This window comes from Kitasatospora sp. NPDC101176 (genome assembly GCF_044768035.1).
Lineage (GTDB): Bacteria > Actinomycetota > Actinomycetes > Streptomycetales > Streptomycetaceae > Kitasatospora.
The window spans coordinates 52,163-78,191 of record NZ_JBIWPA010000025.1 but is presented as its reverse complement, the minus strand read 5'-3'; the positions used below and the strand labels follow the sequence as shown (position 1 = coordinate 78,191).

Annotated in this window: 22 protein-coding genes and 1 pseudogene; 10 read left to right on the top strand and 13 right to left on the bottom strand. The window is 74.0% G+C overall.

Annotated features, from left to right (window positions below; genetic code table 11):
- Positions 1 to 54: 54 nt before the first annotated feature.
- From ACIRS1_RS28295 to ACIRS1_RS28285, 3 genes are all read right to left on the bottom strand, one after another.
- On the bottom strand, positions 55 to 1,896 hold the full coding sequence (locus tag ACIRS1_RS28295; protein WP_402844791.1) for a SpoIIE family protein phosphatase: 1,842 nt from the start codon (positions 1,894 to 1,896) through the stop codon (positions 55 to 57).
- A 71-nt stretch (positions 1,897 to 1,967) separates the two neighbouring features.
- A complete protein-coding gene (locus ACIRS1_RS28290) occupies positions 1,968 to 2,732 on the bottom strand; it encodes a class I SAM-dependent methyltransferase (RefSeq protein WP_402844789.1) in 765 nt (254 codons plus the stop codon).
- Positions 2,733 to 3,202: 470 nt separating this feature from the next.
- Positions 3,203 to 6,190 (bottom strand): AfsR/SARP family transcriptional regulator, encoded by a 2,988-nt coding sequence (locus tag ACIRS1_RS28285; RefSeq protein ID WP_402844787.1) that lies wholly within the window; start codon positions 6,188 to 6,190, stop codon positions 3,203 to 3,205.
- A gap of 220 nt (positions 6,191 to 6,410) precedes the next feature.
- Between ACIRS1_RS28285 and ACIRS1_RS28280 the strand changes: the two genes are divergently transcribed.
- The gene (locus ACIRS1_RS28280) at positions 6,411 to 6,659 is read left to right on the top strand and encodes a hypothetical protein (protein ID WP_402844786.1); all 249 of its coding nucleotides are present in this window, start codon (positions 6,411 to 6,413) and stop codon (positions 6,657 to 6,659) included.
- A 248-nt stretch (positions 6,660 to 6,907) separates the two neighbouring features.
- Here ACIRS1_RS28280 and ACIRS1_RS28275 read toward each other — a convergent pair whose 3' ends face one another.
- On the bottom strand, positions 6,908 to 7,240 hold the full coding sequence (locus tag ACIRS1_RS28275; protein WP_402844784.1) for a hypothetical protein: 333 nt from the start codon (positions 7,238 to 7,240) through the stop codon (positions 6,908 to 6,910).
- A gap of 199 nt (positions 7,241 to 7,439) precedes the next feature.
- Between ACIRS1_RS28275 and ACIRS1_RS28270 the strand changes: the two genes are divergently transcribed.
- Entirely contained in the window at positions 7,440 to 8,198 is a 759-nt protein-coding gene (locus ACIRS1_RS28270) for a GntR family transcriptional regulator (RefSeq protein ID WP_360210876.1), read from the top strand.
- A gap of 175 nt (positions 8,199 to 8,373) precedes the next feature.
- Here the strand turns inward: ACIRS1_RS28270 and ACIRS1_RS28265 are convergent, their stop codons facing one another.
- A complete protein-coding gene (locus tag ACIRS1_RS28265) occupies positions 8,374 to 10,041 on the bottom strand; it encodes a fumarate hydratase (protein WP_360210874.1) in 1,668 nt (555 codons plus the stop codon).
- Positions 10,042 to 10,246: 205 nt separating this feature from the next.
- Between ACIRS1_RS28265 and ACIRS1_RS28260 the strand changes: the two genes are divergently transcribed.
- Complete coding sequence (locus ACIRS1_RS28260; protein ID WP_402844837.1) at positions 10,247 to 10,990, top strand: DUF1707 domain-containing protein; 744 nt, start codon at positions 10,247 to 10,249, stop codon at positions 10,988 to 10,990.
- Between the two features lie 331 nt (positions 10,991 to 11,321).
- Positions 11,322 to 11,729, top strand: coding sequence for a WhiB family transcriptional regulator (locus ACIRS1_RS28255; RefSeq protein ID WP_387904535.1), 408 nt, complete (start codon positions 11,322 to 11,324; stop codon positions 11,727 to 11,729).
- A 93-nt stretch (positions 11,730 to 11,822) separates the two neighbouring features.
- On the opposite strand, the gene glpX is transcribed toward ACIRS1_RS28255, so the two are convergent.
- Positions 11,823 to 12,863: a class II fructose-bisphosphatase gene (glpX, locus tag ACIRS1_RS28250; RefSeq protein ID WP_360210868.1), complete on the bottom strand. Its 1,041-nt coding sequence runs from the start codon at positions 12,861 to 12,863 to the stop codon at positions 11,823 to 11,825.
- Between the two features lie 215 nt (positions 12,864 to 13,078).
- On the opposite strand from glpX, the gene ACIRS1_RS28245 reads away from it, so the two are divergent.
- Positions 13,079 to 13,615, top strand: coding sequence for a DUF4245 domain-containing protein (locus ACIRS1_RS28245; RefSeq protein ID WP_402844782.1), 537 nt, complete (start codon positions 13,079 to 13,081; stop codon positions 13,613 to 13,615).
- Between the two features lie 147 nt (positions 13,616 to 13,762).
- On the opposite strand, the gene ACIRS1_RS28240 is transcribed toward ACIRS1_RS28245, so the two are convergent.
- The 4 genes from ACIRS1_RS28240 to ACIRS1_RS28225 form a co-directional block, all read right to left on the bottom strand.
- Entirely contained in the window at positions 13,763 to 14,365 is a 603-nt protein-coding gene (locus ACIRS1_RS28240) for a malonic semialdehyde reductase (RefSeq protein ID WP_402844780.1), read from the bottom strand.
- Positions 14,366 to 14,477: 112 nt separating this feature from the next.
- Complete coding sequence (locus ACIRS1_RS28235; RefSeq protein WP_360210862.1) at positions 14,478 to 14,735, bottom strand: exodeoxyribonuclease VII small subunit; 258 nt, start codon at positions 14,733 to 14,735, stop codon at positions 14,478 to 14,480.
- Positions 14,736 to 14,813: 78 nt separating this feature from the next.
- Complete coding sequence (gene xseA, locus ACIRS1_RS28230) at positions 14,814 to 16,037, bottom strand: exodeoxyribonuclease VII large subunit (protein ID WP_402844778.1); 1,224 nt, start codon at positions 16,035 to 16,037, stop codon at positions 14,814 to 14,816.
- A gap of 76 nt (positions 16,038 to 16,113) precedes the next feature.
- Positions 16,114 to 17,478: an APC family permease gene (locus ACIRS1_RS28225; RefSeq protein ID WP_402844777.1), complete on the bottom strand. Its 1,365-nt coding sequence runs from the start codon at positions 17,476 to 17,478 to the stop codon at positions 16,114 to 16,116.
- Positions 17,479 to 17,565: 87 nt separating this feature from the next.
- On the opposite strand from ACIRS1_RS28225, the gene ACIRS1_RS28220 reads away from it, so the two are divergent.
- Positions 17,566 to 18,540 (top strand): 4-hydroxy-3-methylbut-2-enyl diphosphate reductase, encoded by a 975-nt coding sequence (locus tag ACIRS1_RS28220; RefSeq protein WP_360210856.1) that lies wholly within the window; start codon positions 17,566 to 17,568, stop codon positions 18,538 to 18,540.
- Positions 18,541 to 18,695: 155 nt separating this feature from the next.
- On the top strand, positions 18,696 to 19,442 hold the full coding sequence (gene ppgK, locus ACIRS1_RS28215; RefSeq protein ID WP_402844775.1) for a polyphosphate--glucose phosphotransferase: 747 nt from the start codon (positions 18,696 to 18,698) through the stop codon (positions 19,440 to 19,442).
- A gap of 29 nt (positions 19,443 to 19,471) precedes the next feature.
- On the opposite strand, the gene ACIRS1_RS28210 is transcribed toward ppgK, so the two are convergent.
- On the bottom strand, positions 19,472 to 19,957 hold the full coding sequence (locus tag ACIRS1_RS28210) for a DUF6542 domain-containing protein (protein ID WP_402844773.1): 486 nt from the start codon (positions 19,955 to 19,957) through the stop codon (positions 19,472 to 19,474).
- Positions 19,958 to 20,349: 392 nt separating this feature from the next.
- Between ACIRS1_RS28210 and ychF the strand changes: the two genes are divergently transcribed.
- The 3 genes from ychF (at position 20,350) to ACIRS1_RS28195 (ending at position 23,995) form a co-directional block, all read left to right on the top strand.
- The gene (gene ychF, locus ACIRS1_RS28205; protein ID WP_360210850.1) at positions 20,350 to 21,423 is read left to right on the top strand and encodes a redox-regulated ATPase YchF; all 1,074 of its coding nucleotides are present in this window, start codon (positions 20,350 to 20,352) and stop codon (positions 21,421 to 21,423) included.
- Between the two features lie 290 nt (positions 21,424 to 21,713).
- Positions 21,714 to 22,163 carry a hypothetical protein gene (locus ACIRS1_RS28200; protein WP_402844771.1) on the top strand — a complete coding sequence of 150 codons (450 nt, stop codon included), beginning with the start codon at positions 21,714 to 21,716 and terminating at the stop codon, positions 22,161 to 22,163.
- 2 nt (positions 22,164 to 22,165) lie between these two features.
- Positions 22,166 to 23,995, top strand: coding sequence for a caspase family protein (locus ACIRS1_RS28195; RefSeq protein ID WP_402844769.1), 1,830 nt, complete (start codon positions 22,166 to 22,168; stop codon positions 23,993 to 23,995).
- Between the two features lie 18 nt (positions 23,996 to 24,013).
- Here the strand turns inward: ACIRS1_RS28195 and ACIRS1_RS28190 are convergent, their stop codons facing one another.
- Together ACIRS1_RS28190 and ACIRS1_RS28185 are read right to left on the bottom strand one after the other, a co-directional pair.
- Positions 24,014 to 24,679 carry an HAD-IA family hydrolase gene (locus ACIRS1_RS28190; RefSeq protein ID WP_402844767.1) on the bottom strand — a complete coding sequence of 222 codons (666 nt, stop codon included), beginning with the start codon at positions 24,677 to 24,679 and terminating at the stop codon, positions 24,014 to 24,016.
- Positions 24,680 to 24,752: 73 nt separating this feature from the next.
- Positions 24,753 to 25,882, bottom strand: a pseudogene (locus ACIRS1_RS28185) (dihydrofolate reductase family protein).
- Positions 25,883 to 26,029: the final 147 nt, after the last annotated feature.

Below are 26,029 nucleotides of genomic sequence, written 5' to 3'. Positions count from 1 at the left end.
TACCGGGTCCGACTCGGCGCCGGGGCGCTCGGGCGGTCGCGGCCGCCCGGGCGCTCAGCCCTGCGGCAACCGCTGCTCGAACCAGACCACCTTGCCGGTGCCCAGCCGGGTGGCCCCCCAGCGGTCCGCGCACCTGGCCACGATCTGCAGCCCGCGGCCGCGCTCGTCGTCCGGCCCGGTCCGGCGCGGCCTCGGCAGCAGCGGGCTGTCGTCGCCGACCTCGCAGCGCAGCCGGGTGGTGCGCACCAGGCTCAGGGTCACCGGCCGGGTCGCGTGCTGGACGGCGTTGGTCACCAGCTCGCTGACCATCAGCTCGGTCGCCTCGCTGAGCGAGCCGAGCCCCCAGCGGCGCAGCGTGTGCGCGGCCAGCCGACGGGCCCGGCCGGGCGTCTCGTTGCGCGGCTGCAGGTACCAGTGGGCGACGTCCCCGGCCGGGATGCCGTCGAAGCAGGCGCCGAGCAGGGCGATGTCGTCGCCGCGGTCGCCCGGCGGGAGGATCCGCAGTGCCTCCTGGCAGAGCTGTTCGGGGGCCTGCCAGCGGGCGGCGGCGATCCGGGCGCGGAGCACCTCCAGGCCGTCGCTGATCGCCCGGCTGCGGGTCTCCACCAGGCCGTCGGTGAACAGCAGCAGGGCCGATCCGGGCGGTGCGGGCAGCTCGACGGAGTTGAAGTCCACGCCGCCGACCCCGATCGGCGCCCCGGAGTCCAGCTCCACCAACTCGGCTGTCCCGTCCGGTCGGACGAGCACCGGCGGGACGTGTCCGGCGTTGGCCAGCACCACCCGGTTGGCGATCGGGTCGTACACCGCGTACACGCAGGTCGCCAGGTGCTGCTCGCGGCCGAGCCGCTGGGCCTGCTCGTCCAGGTGGTAGAGCACCTCGTGCGGCGGCAGGTCGAGGGCGGCCAAGGTCTGTGCGCTGGTGCGCAGTTGGCCCATGATGGCGGCCGAGGTGAGTGAGTGGCCCATCACGTCGCCGACGATCAGGGCGACCCGGTTGCCGGGCAGCGGCACGGCGTCGTACCAGTCGCCGCCGACCTGCGCGCCGCGCTCGCCCGGCAGGTAGCGCTGGGCGATCCGGACACCGTGCGGCTGCGGCAGCCGCAACGGCAGCATGCTGCGCTGGAGTTCGTTGGCTATCTCCCACTCGCGGGCGTACCGCAGTGCGGTGTCCACGGCCAGCCCGGCCTGGGTCGCGAGGTGCGCCGCGGTCGCGGTGTCGGCGGCGTCGAAGCCCGGCCGGCCGGTGCGTTCAGGGGGCCGGCGGATCAGCACCAGCAGGCCGAGGACGGCCTTGCGGCCGCGCAGCGGCAGCGCCAGCACCGAGGTGCCGGGTGCCAGCCGGGCCGGCCCGCGGGTGCCGTACAGCTCGCGCAACAGCGTCGCGGTGCGCTCGGCGCCGGGGCTGCCGAGCACCGCGGGCTCGGCGGGACGCCTGCTGAGCAGGGTGTGCGCGAGCACTCCGCCGCGGGTCACCGGGGTGGCCGGGCCGGTGTCGGCGGTCGAGCGGAAGCCGTAGCGGGACCGGTTCCGCTCGTCGACACCGCCGGGCCGCCCGCGCCGTCCGATCCGGGTGCCGGTGCTGTGGTGGATCCGCAGTTCGTCCGGGAAGCCCGGTTCGCGCTCGACGTTGGGCAGCGGGTCGCGCAGGTGGATCACGGCGGCGTCGGCCAGCGTGGGGACCAGCACCCGGCCGATGTTGCGCAGCGTCGCGGACAGGTCGAGCGCGCTGTTGATCCGGCGGGTCGCCGAGTCGAGGTAGCCGAGGCGGTCCGCCACGTCGTCGCGGGCCGGCCCGGCGGCGGCCGGTGGGATGGCGCCGGGCGCGGCCGGCTCGGCGCCCCGCGGGTGCGGGAGGGCAGGCGACTGTCCGGCCTCTGGTTTGAGCTGGTCGCGCACGGCTGCCTGTCCTGGACTCGAGGGGTGCTGTGAGGTGTGGTGCTGGCTGGCTTTCCTGGTCCCGCGGTCGATCAGCCGACGCGTCGACAGCACAGGAACAGCTGTTCCTCCGGCGGCAGCGTGGTACTGGCCGGCGCGTACGGGTGCCCCGAGCACTCCTCGACGGAGAAGCCCGCCGCGACCAGAACCCGCTCCAGATCCTCCCTCAGATACCCACTGATCCGCAGCTCTCTGCCAAGGAACGGAAGCGGAACGTGATCCAGGTCGGCCTCGACCATGCCGAGCGCCAGCAGGCCCCCCGGCCGCAGGAGTTCGCGCAGCCGGCCGAGCACCGTCGGGATCTCGTCCTGGGGCAGCAGGATCAGCGAGAAGAACGCGGTGACAGCGGCGAACCCGCCCCGGCCCGAGGGCCCCAGCCCGGGGGCGCCCCAGACCCGCTCGGCGCGCTCGGTGGCCAGATCGAAGAGGTCGATGCGATGGAACACCGGCGGGTGCTCGCCGGGGTGGCGGGCCTCCGCGGCCAGGGCGAGCATCACGTCCGAGAGGTCCACCGCGGTGACCCGCAGGCCGCCGGCGGTGAGCTGGCGTACCGTCGGCTCACCCGTCCCGCAGCCGACGTCCAGGACCGGGGCACCCGGTTCGAGCTCGGTCAGCAGCCGCTGCCCGCAGGCCAGCTGGCCGTCCTTCGCCGGGAAGGCGTCGCCGTACCCGGCTCCGATGGTGTCGAAGGCGACCGCCTGGAGGGCCCGCGCGGCCCGGCGCCGCCGCAGGTCGGGATCGTCGTCACCCGCGTCCTCGTCGACGGGGAACGCGTCGGATATCTGTCCGGTCGTCACGATTGAGAGGCACCCTTCCACCCGTGGCCTCCGGGCGGCTGCACGCGGCCGCACGGGTCCGGGCCGCCGTCCGCCCCGGCGCCCGCCCTGCCTCGCCGGCCCACACGGTGTCGGCAGACACTCGTGTGTGTACTGGCATCCGAGAATATGCGCGATCACCGTGCCATGGGGTCCCTTTCCGGCCAACTCGTCATGCTTGGGCCGGTGTGGACGGGCTTGCGGAAGCACGACGGTGCGGGCCAGGGTGGTGCGGACCGGCGCCGCACGCCGCATGGCGCGCCGTGGTGAGGCCGCTGACCTGCGATGTCGCCGATCCGCAGGCTGACAATCGGACGTTTATCGAACGTCAATCGCCCCGGTGCAGAGTGGAGTCCAGCGCCGGGGAAGCGTTGAGGGCGCTCCCGCAGCCGGGGGGCTGCGGGAGCGCCGACGCGCGGATCGGGGGAGGAACTCCGCTGGGGGGCGGAGGCCTACGGCGCGGGGGGAGGGGAAGGGAGGGGCTCGGTGTGCTGTCGTTCGATGAGGGCCGCCACGGGGGAGGCCTCAGGCACACCGAGCCGCGTGAAGATCGCGTGCGCCTCCTGCAGACACGCCAGCCCGCGCGCGGGCTGCGCGAGCGCCAGCAGCGCCTCGCCGAGCGCGGCGTTCGCCAGGCCCTGGCAGTAGGCGCCGTCGATCTCCTGGGCGATGGCCAGCGAGTCGCCGGCCGCCTCGGCCGCCTCGGCCGGCTGCTCGCAGGCCAGCAGGCTCACCGCCAGCCGGGCCAGCGCGTAGCCCTCGCGCAGCCGGTTCTGCTGTGCCTGGTAGAGCGCGAAGGACTCCCGCAGGTGCGCGACCGCCTCGGCCTGTGAACCGGTCGAGGACAGCACCACGCCCAACTGGTAGAGCGTGTCCGCGAGGCAGGGGCCGTTGGCCGACCGCCGTGCGGTGGCGACCGCCTCCTCCACCGAGCGCACCGCCTCCGCGGGCTGCCCGATGTCCAGCTGCGCCCGCGCGATGTTGCCCAGCAGCCGCGCCTCGCCGATCGGCGCTCCGACGACCCGGCTGATGCCGAGCGCCTGCTCGAAGAAGGGCAGCGCCTCCGCGCTGCGGTTGGCGATGCTCAGGATGATGCCCAGGGTGTTGGTCACCATCGACCGCAGCACCGTCACGTCCTCCGGCCCCTGGAAGAACAGGCTCTGCCGGAGCGAGCGCTCGGCGCTCTGGAAGTCGTTGCTGAAGTACTCGAGGGTGCCCAGCGCGAAGTGCACCCGGGCCAGCGCCTGCGTGTCGCCGTGCGACCGGGCGTTCGAGTCCGCGATCTCCAGCAGTCGGCGGGCTCGGGCCGCGTGGGTCGGGTCCTCCACGATGCTGTTGAGCGCGATCAGCAGGTCCAGGGCTGGTCGGAGCTGGGCGGACGGGCCACCCAGGGCGGCCTCCACCGTGCTCAGCAGCATGCCCACCTCGGCCCGCAGCCACCGCTGGGCCTCGTCCGCGGTGGGCAGCGCGAGGCCGGGGGCGGCCACGCCGTCCAACGGCTCGGGCAGCTGGTCGTCCGGCTCGATCATCCGGGCGGCGTTGTGCATGGTCGGCAGGAGGTGCGCCAGCAGCCGCAGCACTGCCCGCTCCTGCTCCGCGGTGTCGGCGGCCTTCTCGTTCTGCCGCTGGGCGTAGAGCCTCAGCAGGTCGTGGTAGCGGTAGCGGCCGGGGGTGAAGCACTCCAGCATGTTGGCCTCGACCAGCGCCTCGGCCAGTTCCTCGGCGCGCAGCTCGTCCTGGCCGAGCATCGCCGCCACGGCGTCGAGCGGCAGGTCGGGGGAGTCCACCAGCGAGAGCAGTCGGAACGCCCGGGCCTCGTCCGGCCGGAGCTGGCCGTACCCGAGGCCGATGGTGGTCTCCACCGCGAGGTTGCCCAGCTGGAGTTCGTCGAGTCGCCGCCGCTGGTCGGCTAAGCGGCGGGCGAGGTCGGACACGCTCCAGCGGGGCCGGCTGGCCAGCCGGGCGGCGGCGATCCGGACCGCGAGCGGCAGGAAGCCGCAGGCGGTCACCACGGCGAGCGAGGCCTCGGGTTCGGAGCCGACCCGGTCGGCGCCGACGATCGCCGAGAACAGCGCCAGCGCCTCCTCCGGCGTCAGCTCCTCGACGTCCACCAGATGGGCGCCGGGGATGCCCGCGAGCCGGGAGCGGCTGGTCGCCAGGACGGCGGATCCGGACACCCCCGGGATCAGCGGGCGCAGCTGGTCGGCGTCCTGCGCGTTGTCGAGCAGGATGAGCATCCGCCGGGTGGCCAGCAGGGAGCGGTAGAGCGCGGACCGCTGCTCCAGGGAGTCGGGTACCTCGGCCACGCCCAGGGAGTGCAGGAAATCGCCCAGCACGACCGCCGGGTCGGCCGGGGAGGCGCCGGCACCGCGCAGGTCGACGTACAGCTGCCCGTCCGGGAACTCGGCCCGCACGCTGTGCGCCACGTGGACGGCGAGCGTGGTCTTGCCGACGCCGCCGATGCCGGCCAGCGAGGTCACCACCACCGCCTGGCCGGTCGCGCTGCGCAGGACCGCCGTCAGCTCGTTGACCAGGTCGGAGCGGCCGCTGAAGTCCGAGACGTCGGCGGGGAGCTGAGCGGGCGCAGGGATCCGGGCCGGGCCGCTCTCCCGGGCCTCGCCGCCGCCGGAGCGGGTCGGCGCGGGAGCGCTCAGCGCCGGATCGGCGGCCAGGATCCGGGCGTGCATGGCGGACAGGCCGGCCCCCGGTTCGACCCCCAGCTCGTCGATCAGGAGCTTGCGGGTGTCGGTGTAGACGCCCAGGGCCTCGGCCTGCCGGCCGCAGCGGTAGAGCGCCAGCATCAGCAGCTCCCGCAGGCGCTCGCGCAGCGGGTGTTCGGCGGTGAGCGAGCTCAGTTCGGCGACGACCTCGGTGTGCAGGCCGATCTCCAGGGCGGCCGCGCAGCACTCCTCCCAGACCGACACGTGGCGCTCCGCCAGCCGCTGTCGCTGGGTGTCGGCGTACGGCCCCGGCACACCGGCCAGCGGGCGTCCGCTCCACAGGGCGAGGGCGGACTGAAGCAGCCGGTGGGACTCGAAGAGGTCGCCGCCCGCCCGGGCGGTGGCGGCCTCGGCGACGGTGGCCTCGAACACCGCGAGGTCGATCGCCCGACCCGGGATTCGCAGGGCGTACCCGTCGCTCACGGAGACCAGGATCCCGGCCGGCGTGCGGATCTCCCGGTGGGGCTCGATGACGGAGCGGAGCCGGGAGACGTACGTGCGCAGGGCGGCGATCGCCTGAGGTGGGGGCCGTTCGCCCCAGATGCCGTCGACCAGGTCGTGCGTCGCGACCGGGCGGCCCTGCTGCAGCAGCAGTGACGTCAGCACCGCCTGTTGCTGCGGGGAGCCGAGCGCCAGCGGCTGCGAGCCGCGCCACGCCTGCATCGGGCCGAGCACCTGGAAGCGCAGCGCGTCGCTGTGCGGCGTTTCCTGATGCTCCATGAATTCCCCCGGTGACCTGTGGCGGGCGCGTTCTGTGCGCGGGGTGCCGAACGCCGCGCCGCGGTCGGATCAGCTTAGGCGGACGGCTGTAAACGCTGGAGATCGGCACCCAGGGCGCGATGTTTATAAGACATTTAACGGCTCCTACGATACTGTCCGGGCGCCTGGGTCAAGCCCGTCGGGCGCAAGCAGATCCCGAAGACCTGAAAGGCACCAGCCCATGGCTGAGACTGAACCCACCACCCCGTCGGCCGAGCCGCACGCGGAGGTGGCCGGCGCGACCGGTCCCACCGGCACCGAGGCGGTGGCCGGCGCTGCCGCCGCCGTCGCCGCACACGTCGTCCCGTCGGACGAGAAGCACGTCGACCCGCAGGAGCTCTTCGGCGGCGACGTCGTGGAGCCGGAGCACGCCGACGGCAAGCCCGGCGAGCCCTTCGAGCCGCTCGGCGCCATCAACAGCCGTCCGTGACCGGCGGGCCGGTGCCCCCGTCCCCGTGTGGGGCGGGGGCACCGGCCGTTATGGGGGGAATACCGGATTCCGGGAGCCGGGTGGCCGATTCCGGCCCGCGGCGCACGGATGGTGACGGGGGTAATCCGTAACGTGCGCGGCGGGGCGGCCTCCGGGGGTTCCGGAATTTCTGATTCACCGGGCCATTGCGTGGTCCGAAATGTTGCTCTTTGTGTGGATATCCCCGTATTCGCCGATGCTGATCGTATTCAGGCGAATCGCGGTGGAGGGGTCAGTCGGGCGCGGAGGTGCGAGAGGGGCGGGGTGCGGGCGGCGCCGGCACCCCCGTCCGGGTCCCTCGGCCGGCCCGGCGGCCGTCTCGCGGGCTCGGGGTCGGGGTCGTCGGTGGCGGGTGGGCTCGTGGGGGCGGGGGAGAGGTGGCCCGGTTCGGCGGTCCACTCGCAGCCGCCGGTCTCGGGGCGCAGGTAGTGCTCTCCGCCGAGGGTGTCCATGTAGATGCCGGTGCGTCCGGTCCTCCGGTCGAGGACGAGTTCACCCACGTGCGGCCGGTAGGCCGCGGCGTCGCGTTGACGGGTGCTCACCGCACTGCTCCCTTGCTCTGGTGCGGGTGCGGCGCCGGGTGGGGCCGCCCCCTGGTCGCTGTCCGTGCGTGTGTGGTGCTGCTCGGCGACTACCCAGCATCTCTAGAGAAGCTAATATCTCTAGAGATGTCAACGGTCGTATCTCCTTACCGGCGGCCGCGGGCGCGCCTAGGATTTGTCCGAGGGAGAGGGAGCGGCGATGACCGGCAGCAGTGGCGACAAGCAGCCCAAGTACCAGCGGATCGCCGACTCGCTGAAGGCGGCCATCGGCACCGGCCGCTACCGGGCCGGGGACCGGCTGCCGGGCGAGAACGACCTCATGGACGAGTACGGCGTCGCCCGGATGACGGCCCGCCAGGCACTGGGCGTGCTGCAGAGCGAGGGCATCGCCGAGGCGCGCCGGGGTGCCGGGGTCTTCGTGCGGGACTTCCGGCCGCTGCGGCGGCGCGGGATCCAGCGGCTGGCGCAGGGGCAGTGGGGGTCGGGCCGGTCGATATGGTCGGCCGACATCGACAACCGGTCGCTGGTGGTCGACCAGGTGTCGGTCACCGAACTGGGCGCGCCCGAGCACGTGGCGGGGGTGCTGGGGGTGGACCCCGGCGCGCCGATGTGCGTGCGGCACCGCCGCTTCGTCCTGGACGGCAAGCCGGTGCTGCTGTCGACCTCCTACCTGCCGGCCGGGCTGGTCGCCGGCACGGCCATCACCCGCGAGGACACCGGCCCAGGCGGCACCTACGCGCGCCTGGCCGAGATAGGGGCCAAGCCCGTCCACTTCCGCGAGGAGGTCCGCTCCCGGATGCCCAGCGGCGAGGAGGGTGCCCGGCTGGAGCTCTCCGCCGGAACCCCGGTCATCCTGATCTGCCGGACCGCCTTCGCCGACGAGGGCCAGGTCGTCGAGCTCAACGAGATGATCCTCGACGCGGCCTCCTACGTCCTGGAGTACGACTTCGACGCCTGAGCCGCCCAGGCCCGGGCCCGGGCCCGGGCCCGGCCCCGGCCCGGCCCGACGCGCCGGCCCGCACGCCCGCACGCGTCCGACGCACCGCACCGGCCCGCACCGGCCCGCCCCCCCCCGGAACGCCGCCGCCCCGGGCGCGTGGTGCGGCCGGGGCGGCGGTGGGGCTGGCGGGGGGCTACTCCTTGGAGCGGACCCGCAGGTTGGTGATCAGCGGCCCCTCGGTGGTCTCCCGGAAGAAGTCGTTGCCCTTGTCGTCGACGACGATGAAGGCCGGGAAGTCCTCGACCTCGATGCGCCAGACGGCCTCCATGCCGAGCTCGGCGTACTCCAGGACCTCGACCTTCTTGATGCAGTCCTGGGCGAGGCGGGCGGCCGGGCCGCCGATGGAGCCGAGGTAGAAGCCGCCGTGCTGGGCGCAGGCGTCGGTGACCTGCTTGCTGCGGTTGCCCTTGGCGAGCATCACCATGGAGCCGCCGGCGGCCTGGAACTGGTCGACGTAGGAGTCCATCCGGCCGGCCGTGGTGGGGCCGAAGGAGCCGGAGGCGTAGCCCTCGGGAGTCTTGGCCGGGCCCGCGTAGTAGACCGGGTGGTCCTGGAGGTACTTCGGCATGCCCTCGCCGGCGTCCAGGCGCTCCTTGATCTTGGCGTGCGCGATGTCGCGGGCGACGACCAGGGTGCCGGTGAGCGAGAGCCGGGTCTTGACCGGGTACTTGGACAGCTCGCCGCGGATCGCCGACATCGGCTGGTCGAGGTCGATGCGCACGACGTCGTCGTCGAGGTGCTCGTCGGTGGTGTCCGGCAGGTACTTGGCCGGGTCGGTCTCCAGCTGCTCCAGGAAGACGCCCTCGGCGGTGATCTTGCCGAGTGCCTGGCGGTCGGCGGAGCAGGAGACGGCCATGGCCACCGGCAGCGAGGCGCCGTGGCGCGGCAGGCGGACGACGCGCACGTCGTGGCAGAAGTACTTGCCGCCGAACTGGGCGCCGATGCCGATCTTCTGGGTCAGCTCGGTGACCTTGGCCTCCAGTTCCAGGTCGCGGAAGCCGTGCCCGGTCCTGGCGTCGCCCTCGGTCGGCAGGTTGTCCAGGTAGTGCGCGGAGGCGTACTTGGCGGTCTTGAGCGCGAACTCGGCGCTGGTGCCGCCGATCACGATGGCCAGGTGGTACGGCGGGCAGGCCGCGGTGCCGAGGGAGCGGATCTTCTGCTCCAGGAACGAGAGCATGCTCGCCTCGTTCAGGATGGCCTTGGTCTCCTGGTACAGGTACGACTTGTTGGCGGAGCCGCCGCCCTTGGCCATGAAGAGGAACTTGTACGCGTCGCCGTCGGTGGCGTACAGCTCGATCTGGGCCGGCAGGTTGTTGCCGGTGTTCTTCTCGTCCCACATGGTCACCGGGGCCATCTGGGAATAGCGCAGGTTGAGCTTGGTGTACGCGTCGAAGACGCCCCGCGCGATGGCGGACTCGTCGCCGCCCTCGGTGAGCACGTTCTGGCCGCGCTTGCCCATGACGATGGCGGTGCCGGTGTCCTGGCACATCGGGAGGATGCCGCCGGCCGAGATGTTGACGTTCTTCAGCAGGTCGAGCGCGACGAAGCGGTCGTTGGGGCTGGCCTCCGGGTCGTCCAGGATGCGGCGCAGCTGGGCGAGGTGGGCGGGGCGCAGGTAGTGCGAGATGTCGTGCATCGCCTCGGCGGTGAGCAGCCGCAGCGCCTCGGGCTCGACCTGGAGGAAGGTGCGACCGCCGGCCTCGAAGGTGGAGACACCCTCGGAGGTGAGCTTGCGGTACGGGGTCGGGTCAGCGCCCAGGGGGAGCAGGTCGCTGTACTCGAAGTCTGGCGTGGGAGCCATGGGGGCGGTCCTTAGGTTTCCAGTGATCCGGCTGCGTCGGCGAAGCACCATCCAGGGTAGGACCCGGCCTTGCGTCGCATGCGGACAGGGCAGCCTGCGTGACGGGGCTCACTCGGTCAGGAGTGCGAGCGACTAGGCTTGCGCCGTGGACAACTCGCCGCCGCAGGACGATCCGGGGCAGCCGCCGGTGCCGGCGCCCGTGCCGATGACCAAGCCCGAGACCCGACCGGAGCCGCAGCCGGACCGCGCGCCGGCCCCGCGGCCCCAGCCGCAGGCCCAAGCCCAGCCCCAGGCGCTGCACGCGCCGGTCGCGCAGGCGGACCTGCGGGTGTCCGACGCCGACCGCGAGCGGATCGCGGAGCTCCTGCGGGACGCCTACGCGGAGGGCCGGCTGGACGCGGAGGAGCACGCGGAGCGGATCGGGGCCGCGTACGCCGCCAAGACCTTCGGCGACCTGGTGCCGCTCACCCGGGACCTCCCCGGCCACCGGCCGCTGTCGTTCGAGAAGCCCCCGCTGGAGGCCCCGGCACCGCGCCCGGTGGCCCCCGCGCTGCCGCCCGCGCGCCAGGAGTCGCCGTCGATGGTGGCGGTCTTCGGCGGAGCCTCCCGCAAGGGCCGCTGGCGGGTGGGTTCGCACCTGAGGGCCTTCGCGGCCTTCGGCGGCGTGGAGATCGACCTGACGGACGCGGTGTTCGAGTCGCCCGAGGTGGAGATCGAGGTGACCGCGCTGTTCGGCGGGGTCGAGATCCGGGTCCCGGAGAACGTGAGCCTGCACGGCAGCGGTGTCGGCATCTTCGGCGGGTTCGACGTCCGGGAGCAGACGGCGGCGGATCCGTACGCGCCGGTGGTGCGGGTCAAGGGCGTTGCGGTCTTCGGTGGTTGCGAGGCCAAGCCGCGGCGCGGCAAGAAGCTCAAGGAGTGGGTGCGCAAGCAACTCGGCACGGAATAGCCGGGGTTGTCCCACTCGGCGCCCGACCGGAAATCAACTCCCGGTCGGGCGCTCGGCGTTGCTACGGGTGCGCTGTGTAGTCGATTGCGTGCAGTGTGCATGAATCGCGTTCGGCGGGGTAGTTCCTTCCGCACATCGCTTCTTGTACGGCTGCACACCGGAGGCGGCCCAGCGGCCGGTTCGGGGGTTGGACAGCGGGGGCTCGCAGCCGGGCAGGGGAGCGAGCTTCCCCGTGTCCGAGAGTCTCGTCAGGAGTACGGCCGTGCTGCATCCGATCGAGTCCCGCACCACCTCGCCCGTCGCCGCCGCGCAGCTGCTGGAGCGACCTCCGGTGGCCAGGCGGCAGCCGCAGCCCCCGGGCGGGCCGGGTTCCCAGGGCCTTGCCGCGGGGTCCCCTGGCGGGCCCGGCCCGGCCGGCGGTCCGGGGTCGGGCGAGGACAACCCGTGGCACACCGGGGCGGCCTGCCGTCGGGACGAGGCCGGGCTGTTCTTCGCGCCCTCGAAGGAGCCGACGGCGGCGCGGCTGTCGCGCGAGGAGCAGGCGAAGCAGGTGTGCGCCCGCTGTCCGGTGCTGCTGGAGTGCCGTGAGCACGCGCTCGCCCAGCCGGAGCCGTACGGCGTCTGGGGCGGGCTGACGGCGGCCGAGCGGCGGGTGGTGCTGGCCCGGCGGCGGCGCCGGGACGCCGAGCTGCGGGAGGCCTCGCGGGTGGCGGCGGGGCAGCGGCGGATAGCCGGCTGACGGCGCGGGCCGGGCCCCGGGGCGGGCATCGCGGCCGGACGCGCCGCGGCCCCGGCGGAGGGGGATTCCGCCGGGGCCGCGGTCGTCCGGGTCTCAGTTGGCGCGGTCGAAGTCGATCGCGCTGTAGGCCCGCAGCTTCGACAGCTTGTGGACGGAGTTGATCTCGCGGATCGTGCCGCTCTTGGAGCGCATCACCAGCGAGCTGGTGGTGGCGGTCTCCGAGCGGTAGTGCACGCCGCGCAGCAGCTCGCCGTCGGTGATGCCGGTGGCGACGAAGAACACGTTCTCGCCGCTGACCAGGTCGTTGGTGGTGAGCACCCGGTCCAGGTCGTGGCCGGCGTCGAGGGCCTTCTGCCGCTCGGCGTCGTCCTTGGGCCACAGCCGGCCCTGGATCACGCCGCCCATGCACTTCATGGCGCAGGCCGCGATGATGCCCTCGGGGGTGCCGCCGATGCCCATCAGCAGGTCGACGCCGGTGCCCTCGCGGGCGGCCATGATGGCGCCGGCGACGTCGCCGTCGGAGATGAACTTGATCCGGGCGCCCGCCTCGCGGATCTCCCGGACCAGGCCGTCGTGGCGGGGGCGGTCGAGGACGACGACCGTGACGTCCTCGACGGCGCTGCCCTTGGCCTTGGCGACCCGGCGGATGTTGACGGCCGGCGGGGCGGTGATGTCGACGAACTCGGCGGCCTCGGGGCCGGCCACCAGCTTGTCCATGTAGAACACGGCGCTGGGGTCGAACATGGTGCCGCGGTCGGCGACGGCCAGGACGGCGACGGCGTTGTTCATGCCCTTGGCGGTCAGCGTCGTGCCGTCGACCGGGTCGACCGCGACGTCGCACTCGGCGCCGGTGCCGTCGCCGACCCGCTCGCCGTTGTAGAGCATCGGGGCTTCGTCCTTCTCGCCCTCGCCGATGACGACGACGCCGTTCATCGAGACGGTCGAGACCAGGGTGCGCATCGCCTTGACTGCGGCGCCGTCGGCGCCGTTCTTGTCGCCACGGCCGACCCACCGGCCGGCGGCCATCGCGGCCGCCTCGGTGACCCGGACGAGTTCGAGCGCGAGGTTCCGGTCGGGAGCCTCCGGCGCGACCTCAAGGGCGCTGGGAAGGTGGTGCGGGTACTGCGTGGTCATCGTCGTTACCTCTCTGTACGCGACGGCCAGTGAGCGCCCGACTACTGCCTGGTCGAACGCCGTGGTGAGGGTCCTGCGATCGTATCTGCCCACGAGATGACTGTCTGTGGCGCGGGTCGCCCCCCGGGTGCGGAGGGTGGCGGTTCGTCCCGCTTCACCCGTTCGTGGGCACCCCGGGTGGCCGGGGCGGTGTGTGGATGAGTCACCATGTGGGGGTGGCTGGAGAGAGCAAGGGCATGAGGGGCCGGCAGACCGTGCGGGACATGGTCCTGTCGATGCTGGCCGTCGGCGTCGTGGTCTGGGTGGGGTACCTGTTCCTGCCGCACGACGCGGACGGCGACCCGGTGCACGTGGTCGAGTACAAGGTGGCGGCGGCCTCCGCGAAGCGCGGTGCGCCCTACCGGCTGCTCTCGCCCGAGGGGCTCCCCGACCAGTGGCGGGCCACCTCGGTCGGCTACCAGCCGGCCGCGAACGGCAAGGGCCAGGGCAACGCCTGGCACCTGGGCTTCGTCACGCCGTCCGGCCAGTACGCGGCGGTCGAGCAGAGCGACGTCCCGCGCGACGTGCTGGTCGGCGCGAAGGCCGCGGGCGCCAAGCCGGACGGCACCTCGGAGGTGGCCGGGCGGACCTGGGAGCGCCTGCAGGGCGAGAAGTCCCGCGCGCTGGTCGTGCAGTCCGACGGCGCGACCACGGTGCTCACCGGCACCGCCTCCTACGAGGAGCTGGCCGAACTGGCGCAGGCGCTCAAGTAGCCGCGGGGCCCCGCGGCGGGCCCGGAGGGGCCGGGTGCGCCCCGGCGGGCGCCCTCCCGGACCCCCGTGCGACCCCCGGCGCCCCCGTGCGCACACGGAAGGGCCCGCACCGGACGAACCGGTGCGGGCCCTCGTGCGTGCGGCGGATCAGACCGTGGTGACGACCTGGTCGTACGCGAGGCGCGGCGAACGGGCGAACCAGGCGTCGTCGCCCGGCTTGCCGATGTTGACCACGGCCAGCACCGAGTGCTCGCCGTCGCCGAAGAACTCCTTGTTGATGCCCTCGGCGTCGAAGCCGGTCATCGGGCCCGCGGCCAGGCCGGCGGCGCGCACGCCGATGATGAAGTAGGCGGCCTGCAGGGCGCCGTTCAGGGTGGCGGACTGCTCGCGGACGCTGCGCTCCGAGAAGAACACGTCCTTGGCCTGCGGGAAGTGCGGGAGCTGGGTCGGCAGCTCCTCGTGGAACTCGTTGTCCACGGCCAGGATGGCGACCAGCGGGGCCGCGGCGGTCTTGGCCTTGTTGCCGTCCGCGAGGTGCTGGACGAGGCGCTCGCGGCCCTCGGTCGAGCGGACCAGGACCACCCGCAGCGGCTGCTGGTTGAAGGCGGTCGGGCCGAACTTGACCAGGTCGTAGATGGCCTGGACCTGCTCCTCGGAGACCGGCTCGTCGGTGAAGGTGTTCGCGGTGCGGGCCTCGCGGAACAGCAGGTCCTGAGCGGCGGCGTCGAGTACCAGGGCTTCGGTGGTCATGCTTGTCTGCACCTCATGCGGGAGGGGTTCGTCGGAGTGTCCGGCCGGAGCCGGTCACATCATCCCAACATGGGTGAACGTTCAACGATTCCCCGGGGTGGTGTGAGCCGCGTCACTCCCCGGCCGCGGGCCCGCCCTCCTCGGCGGCCAGCGCGGCGTCCAGCCTGGCGCGGGCGCCGTCCAGCCAGCGCTGGCAGACCTTCGCCAGCTGCTCGCCGCGCTCCCACAGGGCCAGCGACTCCTCCAGCGACGTCCCGCCGTTCTCCAGCTGCCGGACGACGTCCAGCAGTGCGTCCCGGGCGTGCTCGTAGCCCAGCGCGTCGTCCGGGGTCGGCGCCGCCGCGGCCTGCTGCTCCTGCTGATCTGCCATGCGTGCCAGCGTAGGGGCTGGCGCCGACAGAACGGCCGCGACCGGACGAACCGGAGGCCCCGGGCCGGGCCGACCGGCTCAGTCCCCCTCGGCGGGCGCCTCCACGCGGACGCCGAAGGAGCCGGCCGCCACCCGGGCGTGCAGCCCCTCCCCGGCCGCGACCTGCCCCGGGTCGGTCACCACCGTGCCGTCCGCCCGCTGCAGCACCGCGTAGCCGCGCTCCAGGGTGGCCGCCGGGGAGAGCGCCACCACCCGGGCGAGGGTGTGCCCGAGGTCGCTCTGCGCGTGGTCCAGCCGGTGGCGCAGGGTGCGCCGGGCCCGCTCCAGCAGTGCCTCGACCTCCTGGCCGCGCCCGTCCAGCATCCGCTGCGGGGCGGCCAGCGCCGGGCGACTGCGCAGGCCGTCCAGCCCGTGCTGCTCGCGGTCGACCCGGCCGAGGACGTGCCGGCGGGCCCGGTCGCGCAGCTGGCGGACCTTGGCCAGCTCCTCGCCGACGTCCGGAACCACCCGTTTGGCGGCATCGGTCGGGGTCGAGGCCCGCAGGTCGGCGACGAAGTCCAGCAGCGGCTGGTCCGGCTCGTGCCCGATCGCGCTGACCACCGGCGTCCGGGCCGCCGCGACCAGCCGCACCAGCCCCTCGTCCGAGAACGGCAGCAGGTCCTCGACGCTGCCGCCGCCGCGCGCCACGATGATCACGTCCACGTCGGGGTGCTCGTCCAGCTCCCGGACGGCCGCGCTCACCCGCTCCACCGCGCTGACCCCCTGCACCGGGACGTTGCGCACCTCGAAACGGACCGCAGGCCAGCGCCGCCGGGCGTTCTCCAGCACGTCCCGCTCGGCCGCAGAGCCGCGCCCGGTCACCAGGCCGACGCACTGCGGGAGGAACGGCAGCGGCCGCTTGCGCCCGGCCTCGAACAGGCCCTCCCCGGCGAGCCGGCGCTTCAGCTGCTCCAGCCGGGCCAGCAGCTCGCCCAGCCCCACCGGCCGGATCTCCGAGGCCCGCAGGGACAGCTGCCCGCGCGCCGCGTACCACTCCGGCTTGGCGTGCACGACGACCCGCGCGCCCTCCTGCACGACCTCCGCGACCTGGTCGAACACCGAACGGAAGCAGGTCACGGTGAGCGAGACGTCCGCCTGCGGGTCGCGCAGGGTCAGGAACACCACGCCCGCCCCGGGCCGGCGGCTCAGCTGGGTGATCTGCCCCTCCACCCACACCGCCCCGAGCCGGTCGATCCAGCCGCCGATCAGCGCGGAGACCTTGCCGACCGGGAGCGGGGCTTCGGGGGAGCTGGTGTTGGCCATGCGTACGAGGCTAGCGGTCCCGTCGGACAGGCCCGGGGCCCGACAGCCGGTGCCGGGGCGGCCGGGCGGGGCGGGCTCAGCGGTGGCCGCCGACCGGCCCGCCCGACCCGGTGGAGCCCTGCACGCCCAGCACCACCAGCCCGGCCGCCAGCCAGATCAGGGCGGCGAGCTGCGCGGTCGCCGAGGCCTCGTAGACCACCGCGCAGATCACCGCGATCCCCAGCCCGGGGGCGACCAGGTGCCGCAGCCGGTCGCGCGAGCCGTGCCGCACCGTGTACCAGCCGATCACCGAGGCGTGCAGCAGCGCGAAGGCGGTCAGCGCGCCCACGTTGACCACCGACGTCAGCTGGTCCAGCCCGTCGTCCCGGTTCGCCGCCCAGACCGCCGCGGCCATGGTGATCACCGCGGCCGTCAGCAGCGCCCGGCGCGGGACGCCGCTGGCGGGGTCGACCGGGCCGAGGGCGCGCGGCAGTCGGCCGTCCCGGGCCATCGCGTAGACCAGCCGCCCGGCGGCCGCCTGCCCGGCCAGGGCCGCGAAGGCCGCGCCGACGGCCTTGCCGGCCGCCACCAGGACGTGCAGCCAGTGCCCGACGCCGCTCTCCACCGTGTCGTAGAAGGCCGAGCCCTGGGCAGCCGGGTCGGCGGCCAGCTGCTGCGGGGTCGTCGGCTCCAGGAGCGCCGCCAGGTAGGTCTGCGCGGCGAACAGCACCCCGGCCAGGACCAGGCACCAGAGCACCGCCCTGGCGACGGCCGCCGAGGCGCCGACCGCCTCCTCGACGAAGGTCGCGATCGCGTCGAAGCCCAGGTAGGACAGCACCGCGACGGACACCGCGGAGAGCACGGCGGCGAGCGAGAAGCCGCCGACGGCCGTGAACGGGGTGTCCCAGCCCCGCCGGGGGCCGTCCTGGACCAGCGCCACCACGGCCGCGGCGAGGAACACGGCCAGCACCGCGAGCTCCATCGCGAGTACCGCGAAGCCGACCACCGCCGCCGTCCGCACCCCGACCAGGTTGAGCGCGGTGGTCACCAGCACCGCGAGCGCCGTCCAGACCCACCGGGAGACCCCGGGCACCAGCGAGTGCAGGGCGATGCCGGAGAACAGGTAGGCGACCGCCGGGATCAGCAGGTAGTCGAGCATCGCCATCCAGCCGGCGATGAACCCCGGCCCCTCGCCCAGCCCGGCCCGCGCGTAGGCGAACACCGAGCCGGTCTGCGGCACCGCGCGCACCATCTGGGCGTACGAGAAGGCGGTCAGGCCCATCGCCACCGTCGCCACCAGGTAGACCGCGGCGACGGCCCCGTGGCTCCTGGCGTCGAGCACGCCGAACACGCCGACCGGTGCCATCGGGGCGATGAACAGCAGGCCGTAGACCACCAGGTCGCGGACGCCGAGGCTGCGCCGCAGGGCGCCCGGCGGCGCCTGATCGCTCGTGGAGCTCATAGACACCACATTTGAGCACCGACGACCGGGTCCGTCCGGAAGGCGCCTCACGTCGGCGCGGCTCGCCGCCGCCCGTACGATGGACCCATGTCCAACACCGCGCAGCGCCGTGTCCTGCTCGCCGCCCCCCGGGGCTACTGCGCGGGTGTCGACCGCGCCGTGATCGCCGTTGAGAAGGCCCTGGAGCAGTACGGGGCGCCCATCTACGTCCGCAAGCAGATCGTCCACAACAAGTACGTGGTGCAGACCCTGGAGAAGAAGGGCGCCGTCTTCGTCGACGAGACGGAGGAGGTGCCCGAGGGCTCGATCGTCGTCTTCTCCGCGCACGGCGTCGCCCCGTCCGTCCACGACGAGGCGAAGGCCGGCAAGCTCGCCACCATCGACGCCACCTGCCCGCTGGTCACCAAGGTGCACAAGGAGGCCGTGCGCTTCGCCGACGAGGGCTTCGACATCCTGCTGGTCGGCCACGAGGGCCACGAGGAGGTCGTCGGGACGATGGGCGAGGCGCCGGACCGCATCCACCTGGTGGACGGTGCCGAGGACGTCGCCAACGTCCGGGTCCGGGACGAGTCCAAGGTCGTCTGGCTGTCCCAGACCACGCTGTCCGTGGACGAGACCATGGCCACCGTCGGCGAGCTGAAGAAGCGCTTCCCGGCGCTGGTCAGCCCGCCCAGCGACGACATCTGCTACGCCACCCAGAACCGCCAGGTCGCGGTGAAGCAGATGGCGCCCGACACCGACCTGCTGATCGTGGTCGGCTCCAGGAACTCCTCCAACTCCGTCCGCCTCGTCGAGGTCGGCCTGGAGTACGGCGCCCGCGCCGCCCACCTGGTGGACTTCGCCGAGGAGATCCAGGAGGCCTGGCTGGAGGGCGTCACCACGGTCGGTCTGACCAGCGGCGCCTCGGTGCCGGAGATCCTCGTCGAGGGCGTCCTGGAGTGGCTGGCCGCGCGCGGTTACGACACCGTCGAGACGGTCAAGACCGCCGAGGAGCACCTCACCTTCTCGCTGCCCAAGGAGCTGCGCCGCGACCTGCGGTCCGAGGCCGCCGGCAAGCTGTAGTCCGCCTCCGCACGGAGCCCGGCACCCCGAGGGGGGCCGGGCTCCGTCGCGTCCCGGACCCGTCCCTTCGCTGTGCGCGGCCGAACCCGCTCTCGTAACTTTGTGCACAGGCTGTGGACAAGCGGGTCCGCCGCCACGGGTGGAGGGTGGTCGTGATGACGGCGGTATTCGGCGTGGACATCGGCGGTTCGGGCATCAAGGGCGCCCCGGTCGACCTCGGCCGCGGCGCACTGGCCCAGGAGCGGCACAAGGTGCTCACCCCGCAGCCGTCCGCACCCGAGGCCGTGGTCGCCGCCGTCCGCGAGGTGGTCCGCCACTTCGACCACCAGGGCCCGGTCGGGCTGACCTTCCCCGGCGTGGTGGTCGGCGGCCGGACCAGGACCGCCGCCAACGTGGACAAGGGCTGGATCGGCCTGGACGCCGAGGGCCTCTTCCGCGAGGCGCTGGACCTGCCGGCGACGGTGCTCAACGACGCCGACGCGGCCGGTATCGCCGAGACGGCCCACGGCGCCGGCCACGACCAGTCGGGCGTGGTGCTGGTCCTCACCTTCGGCACCGGCATCGGCAGCGCGCTCTTCGTGGACGGCGCGCTGGTGCCCAACACCGAGCTGGGCCACCTGGAACTGCGCGGCAAGGACGCCGAGCGCCGGGCCTCCTCGGCCGCCAAGGAGCGGCACGGACTGAGCTGGGAGCAGTGGGCCGGGCGCGTCGACGAGTACCTGGACCTGGTCGAGATGCTGTTCTCGCCGCAGCTGATCGTGATCGGCGGCGGGGTGAGCCGCAAGCACGAGAAGTTCCTGCCGCTGCTGCGCCACCGGGAGGCCCGGGTGGTGCCCGCCGAGCTGCGCAACGACGCCGGCATCGTCGGCGCCGCCATGGCAGCGGCCCGGGCGGCGGGCTGAGCCCGGCCCGCGGCAGCCGCGGGCCGGGCTCAGCGGGAGCGGTGGATCCGGCGCTGGGCCACGAACCGGGCGAGCACGATCAGCGCGGCCAGCCCGGTGCCGGAGAACAGCCAGCCGGCCCGCAGCGCCAGCCCGGTCGCCAGTGCCACCACCTGGGCGGTGACCCCGGAGGAGCCGACCGGCCCGAACGCCAGCAGCGCCAGGGCGAACGCGATCGGCCCGCTGATCGGCGCGGCCAGCAGGTCGGCGTAGCGCACCCGGACGGCCAGCTGGAAGCAGACCACCAGGTAGCCCAGGCCGAACAGCCAGCCGAGCCCGTCGAACAGCAGCCGGTCCAGGCCGGCCACCGCGAGCGTGGCCAGCACCGCGACCACGCCGGTGCCGACGGCCGTCAGCCGGGTCGGCCGTCCGGTCCTGCGGCGGCCGTACAGCCGGGGCGCGGAGCGCCCGCGCAGGGGCAGGCGCAACCGCGGCCCGGGCGCGGCCGGGCGGCCCGTGGCGGGCGCGTCGGCCACGGGGCGCAGCCGGGAGGCGGGGGCGCCGGGGGGTCCGGAGGTCTCGGGAGCCCGGCCTGGACCGGGGACGGCGGCCCCGGCCGCGCCGTTCGGCGGTCGGCGTCTGGGCCCTGGCGGCTGGGTACGGATGCTCTGCTCCACCCGCCCAACGTACGGTCCGATCATCGCCACACTGTGTAATGGACCGTTCAGGTCTTGTCCCGTGTCCCCGGACCGGGTACTGATGTGACCGTCGATCAGGGCCCCGACCCGTCCGGCCCCGCCGGCGCACCGTGACCACCGGACCCGAGCCCCTCCCGGCGGCGACCGGGCGGTGAGGAGCTGCCCGTAGACTTGGGGGTCGGCCCGTACGGTGCCGACCCAACTCCTCCAAGCCCACGGGACTGCGCTTCATGTCGCTCACGATCGGAATCGTCGGCCTGCCGAACGTCGGCAAGTCGACCCTGTTCAACGCCCTGACCAAGAACGACGTGCTGGCGGCCAACTACCCGTTCGCCACCATCGAGCCGAACGTCGGCGTCGTCGGCGTCCCGGACGCGCGCCTGGCCAAGCTCGCCGAGATCTTCGGCTCCCAGCGCGTCCTCCCGGCGACCGTCGACTTCGTCGACATCGCCGGCATCGTGCGCGGCGCCAGCGAGGGCGAGGGCCTGGGCAACAAGTTCCTCGCCAACATCCGCGAGTCCGACGCGATCTGCCAGGTCGTGCGCGCCTTCACCGACCCGGACGTGGTGCACGTGGACGGCAAGGTGTCGCCCAAGGACGACATCGAGACCATCCACACCGAGCTGATCCTGGCCGACCTCCAGACGATCGAGAAGGTCCTGCCGCGGCTCCAGAAGGAGGCGCGCCTCAAGAAGGACACCGCCCCGGTGCTGGCCGCCGCCGAGGCCGCGCAGGCCGTCCTGGAGACCGGCAAGACCCTCTTCGAGGCCGGCTTCGACACCGCCCCGATCCGCGAGCTGCACCTGCTGACCGCCAAGCCCTTCCTCTACGTCTTCAACGTGGACGAGGAGGAGCTGGCCGACGAGGACTTCAAGAACGCCCAGCGCGCGCTGGTCGCCCCGGCCGAGGCCATCTTCCTGAACGCCAAGATCGAGTCCGAGCTGATCGAGCTGGACGACGCCGAGGCGCTGGAGCTCCTCCAGTCGATGGGCCAGGAGGAGCCCGGCCTGGCCACCCTCGCCCGGGTCGGCTTCGACACCCTCGGCCTGCAGACCTACCTCACCGCCGGTCCCAAGGAGACCCGCGCGTGGACCATCAAGAAGGGCGCCACGGCCCCCGAGGCGGCCGGTGTCATCCACACCGACTTCCAGAAGGGCTTCATCAAGGCCGAGGTCATCTCCTTCGCCGACCTCGTCGAGACCGGCTCCGTCGCCGAGGCCCGCTCCAAGGGCAAGGCCCGCATCGAGGGCAAGGAGTACGTCATGCAGGACGGCGACGTGGTGGAGTTCCGCTTCAACGTCTGAGCGGCCGGCGCGGCGGCACGTCGCTGACGCCGCAGGCAGCACGGGGGAAGGGGCCGGACTCCGTGGAGTCCGGCCCCTTCGGCGTTGCCCGTGCCGGACGGGTGCCGGATGTTCCGGTGCGGGGCCGCGGTGGTGAGCAGGTCTTGTGGACGGTGGGCCGGTGTCCCACGTGGACGACCGGTCGGGGGTGGGGCCTTCGGTCGTTCGGGATCCGGTGAAGGGCGGTCCGGCGGGCGGGGGTTCCTCTACGCTGAAGCGGACAACCGGGCTGTGGGGGAGAGGTGTTGGGCGTGGAGGTCGCGCTCGCGGTCGAGCCGGCGGGGGACGGGCGGGAGGGCGAGCAGGCCGAGGCCGCGGGCTCGCTGCGCCGGTGGCTGCTGGCGGAGCCCGAACTGCGGGGCAGTGAGGTGCGGGCCGGGGCGGCCGATCCGGCGGAGGGCCGGATGGGGGAGGTGCTGGAGGTCGTCAACGTGGTGCTGGCCAACGGCATCGCGCTGGCCGGCCTGGTCACCGCCGTGGCGACCTGGCGGGACGCGCGCCGGGGGAGGCCGCGGGTGCGGATCGAGTGCGGCGGCGCCACCGTGGTGGTCGAGGGCGGCTCCGCCGAGGAGGTCCGCCGGATCCTGGAGCAGCTGGAGCAGCTGGAGCAGCTGGAGCGGCCCGCTCCGCCCGGGCTCCCGGCCCAGCCGGCACGGCCGGGCGCTGCGGCGCCGGTCCCGGCGACCGGAGACGCCGAGTAGCCGTGGCCGCACTGGCGGACCCGGGCCGGTCGGCGGCCGTGCTCATCGGGGTCCACGACTACCTCCACCTGGACGGGCTGCCGGCCGTGGCGGCGAACCTGGAGGCGTTGCACAGGGTGCTCACCGACCCGGCGGTGTGGGGGCTGCCCGCCGGGGCGTGCACGGTGATCTCCCAGCCGGGCAGCGCGCGGCAGGTGCTGGACACCGTCCGGGAGAAGGCGCGCGAGGCCACCGACACCCTGCTGGTCTACTACGCCGGCCACGGTCTGACGGACGACTACACGGACGAGCTGCACCTGACCCTGCCGGACACCGTCCGCGACTCCGAGTACACCGCGCTGCGGTACGAGTCCCTGCGGCGCGCGGTGCTCGACCCGCAGGCCCGGGCCCGGCGCACGGTGGTGATGCTGGACTGCTGCTACAGCGGGCGGGCGCTGGCCGGCGCGATGAGCGCGGGTGAGCACATCGCCGACCAGGCCGTGATCAACGGCAGCGTGGTGCTCACCGCGACCTCGGCGACCAGGGCCGCCCTCGCGCCTCCCGGGGAGCGTTACACGGCCTTCAGCGGGGAGCTCATCGGGCTGCTGGAGGCGGGGCTGCCCGGCGGGCCGGACCTGCTCGACATGGAGACCCTCTTCCGGCAGCTGGCGCAGCGGCTCTCGGAGAAGTCCCGGCCGATACCGCAGAAGCGCAGCCGGGACGACGGCAGCCGGATCGCGATCGCCCGCAACCGGGCCGCCGCGGTGCGGCCGGCGCCGAGCGGCGCGCCGGGGCACGGCGAACGGCGCGCGGGCGAGGAGCGGCGCCGGACGGCGGAGGCGGACGCCCGGGAGAAGCTGCGTCAGGCGGCCCGGCTGGTGGCGGTGCTGGCGGCCAAGCCGGATCCGGACTTCGCGCTGTTCTGGCTCGCGGTGCCGGTGGCGCGCGAGCTCTTCGGGGAGGGCTCGCTGGAGCCCGTCGGTGTGGTGGAGCCGGGGACGTGGTACCTGGCCGTCGACGGGCAGGGCGGCGCCCTGCGGGTGCAGCTGGCGGACGGCACGACGGGGTTCCTGCTCGACGTCGACGGGATCCAGAACGGCAACGCCGACCCGCCGGAGGCCGCGGAGCCGGAGGGCGCGGAACCGGAGGACGGGGAGCCGGAGTTCGCGCCGTACTGGCTGGCGGTGCCCGCGACCCGTCCGCTGCTCGCGCTGGACGGGTCGTGGAATCCGGTGGGCGAGGTCCGGCCGGGCACCTGGTACCTCGGTGTCGAGGAGCGGGGGGCCGCCCTGGTCGTCCAGCTCCCGGACGGAACGCAGGGACTGTTGCTCGACCTGAGCGGGATCCAGCGGGACGGCACTGACCACGCGGAGGCCGGGGAGGTCGACTTCGTGCCGTTCTGGTTCGTGCTGCCGCTGGAACACCACCCGTTGATGGCGGAGGACGGTTCGGACCGCAGGGTGGGGGTGCTGGAGGCGGGGCGGTGCTACCTGGCCCTGCAGCATCGGGGCCAGGGCCTGCTCGTCCAGGCGTCGGCCACCGCCCGGGGGCTGCTCCGTACGACGCACGGCGCCCGGCGGGGGACCAAGGGCCGCGCCGGGGACGTGCGCCGGCTGTCCAAGCTGATCGATGCCGCTTCGGCGACCGGTCCGAGCCCGGACTTCCAGCCGTTCTGGTTCGCGGTTCCGGAGGTGCGTCCGCTGTTCGGGGCGACGGCCCGGGAGCCGGTCGGAGTCCTGCTGCCGGGAATCTGGTACCTGGCCGTCGAGCAGCGAGGCACCGCCCTGGTCGCCCAGCTGCGCAGCGGCCGCAAGGGCCTGCTGCTCGACGCGGCGGGCATCCAGCGCGGGTGACCGCGCCGGACGCACCGGTCAGCGGCGGACGGTGACGGTCAGGGTGCCGTCCGGGCCGGCGGTGACGGTGACGTCCCGGAGGGTGTCGGCGTGGGCGTCGGGGCGGTGGGCGAGGGCGCGCGGGCCGATGCCGACGACGCGCACGCCGGCCGCGCGGGCGGCCTCGATGCCGGCGCCGGAGTCCTCGAAGGCGAGGCAGTCGGCGGGGTCGTGGCCGAGGGCGGCGGCGCCCTTGAGGAAGCCTTCCGGGTCGGGCTTGCTGGCGCCGACGGACTCGGCGGTGATCAGGACGGGCGGCAGCGGCAGGCCGGCGGCGGCCATCCGGACGGTGGCGAGTGGCTCGTCGGCGGAGGTGACCAGGGCGTGCGGCAGGTCGGCGAGGGCGGTCAGGAAGGCGGGCGCCCCGGGCACGGGGACGACGCCGTCGGTGTCGGCGCGCTCCTCGGCGAGCATCCGACGGTTCTCGGCGAGGTTGACCTCGACGGGGCGGTCGGGGAGGAGGGCGGCCATGGTCGCGTGGCCCTGGCGGCCGTGGGCGACGGCCAGGACGGCGGCGGGGTCGAGGCCCTGCCGTTCGGCCCAGCGGCCCCAGCACCGCTCCACGACGGCGTCGGAGTTGACCAGGGTGCCGTCCATGTCGAGGAGGAGGGCGTGGGCGGTCAGCTGGATCGGGGCGGCGGGCATGGGGAGGCTCCTCGCGGGCGCGGCGGACGGACGACGCAGGGCTGAGTCGTTTGTTCCTTGATGATACAAAAGATCATCCGAGCAAGTGGGCGTTGACCGCCCGGGCCTCCTCGGCGAGCTCCGGCAGCTCCACCACCTCGACCCCCGCCGCCTCCAGCAGTACGGCTCCCTGGCAGTCGGTGACGAAGAGGTCCGGCTCGCGCCACGCCACCACCACCCGCGGCACGCCCGCCGCGATGAGCAGCCGGGCGCACGGCACCGGCCGCGAGGCCCGTCGGCCGCACGGTTCCAGCGAGCTGTACACGGTCGCGCCGCGCAGCCGCGGGTCGTCGGCCGGGAGCTTGCCGAGGGCCGCCTCCTCGGCGTGGGCGTGCGCGTCGACCTCCCGGCTGTAGCCCTCCGCCAGCACCTCGCCGTCGGCGTCGACGATCACCGCGCCGACCGAGAAGGCGGTCTCGGACGGCGGGCAGCTGCGGGAGAGTTCGACGGCCCGGCGCAGGTGGTCGAGGTCGGTGGTCACGCGGCGGACTCCTTCGGGGCGTACCTGAGCAGGACGACGTCGCCCACCGTACGCGCCTCCAGCAGGCGCATCCGCCGGGCCGGGCCGCCGGGGAAGGCGGCCGGGCGGACGAACCGCGGCGCCCCGGCCTGGCCGACCAGCAGCGGGGCGACGGCCAGCTGCAGTTCGTCGGCAAGCCCCTGCGCGAGGAACTGGGTGTGCACCCCGCCGCCGCCCTCGACCATCAGCCGGCGAACCCCCCGCGCGCCCAGGTCGTCCAGCACCGTGCCGAGGTCCACCGACCCGCCGAGCGCCACCACGTCGGCCAGGCCGTCCAGGCGGGGGCGCAGCACCGCCGCGCCGGCGTCGGTGGTGTAGGCGAGCTTGGCGCCCCCGGTGTGCCAGAAGCGCAGGCCGGCGTCGAGGGCGCCGCTCGCGCTGAGCGTGACCTTCAACGGGTACGCGGGGCGGCCGGCCGCGAGCCGGGCGGCCCGGCGGTCGGGGTCGTTGACCAGCAGGCGCGGGTTGTCGGTGCGCAGCGTGTTGCCGCCGACCAGGACGGCGTCGGCGGCCGCGCGCTCCGCGTCGACCCGGTCGAAGTCGGCCCGGTTGGAGAGCAGCAGGCGTTCGGGGGAGGCGTCGTCGAGGTGTCCGTCGAGCGACACGGCGGCGCTCAGCAGGACGAAGGGGCGCTGGCCGGGCATGGCGGGTGACCGTTCTGTCGGGTGGGCCTCCACGGTACGGCCGGCGTGGGGGCCGGGGCGGTCGAGTGTTCGATGAATGAGACGAATCTTCTCGGAATGTGGATGACCGGCTAGCGTTCGGAGTGTCGCGGAACCGACCACGTCCCA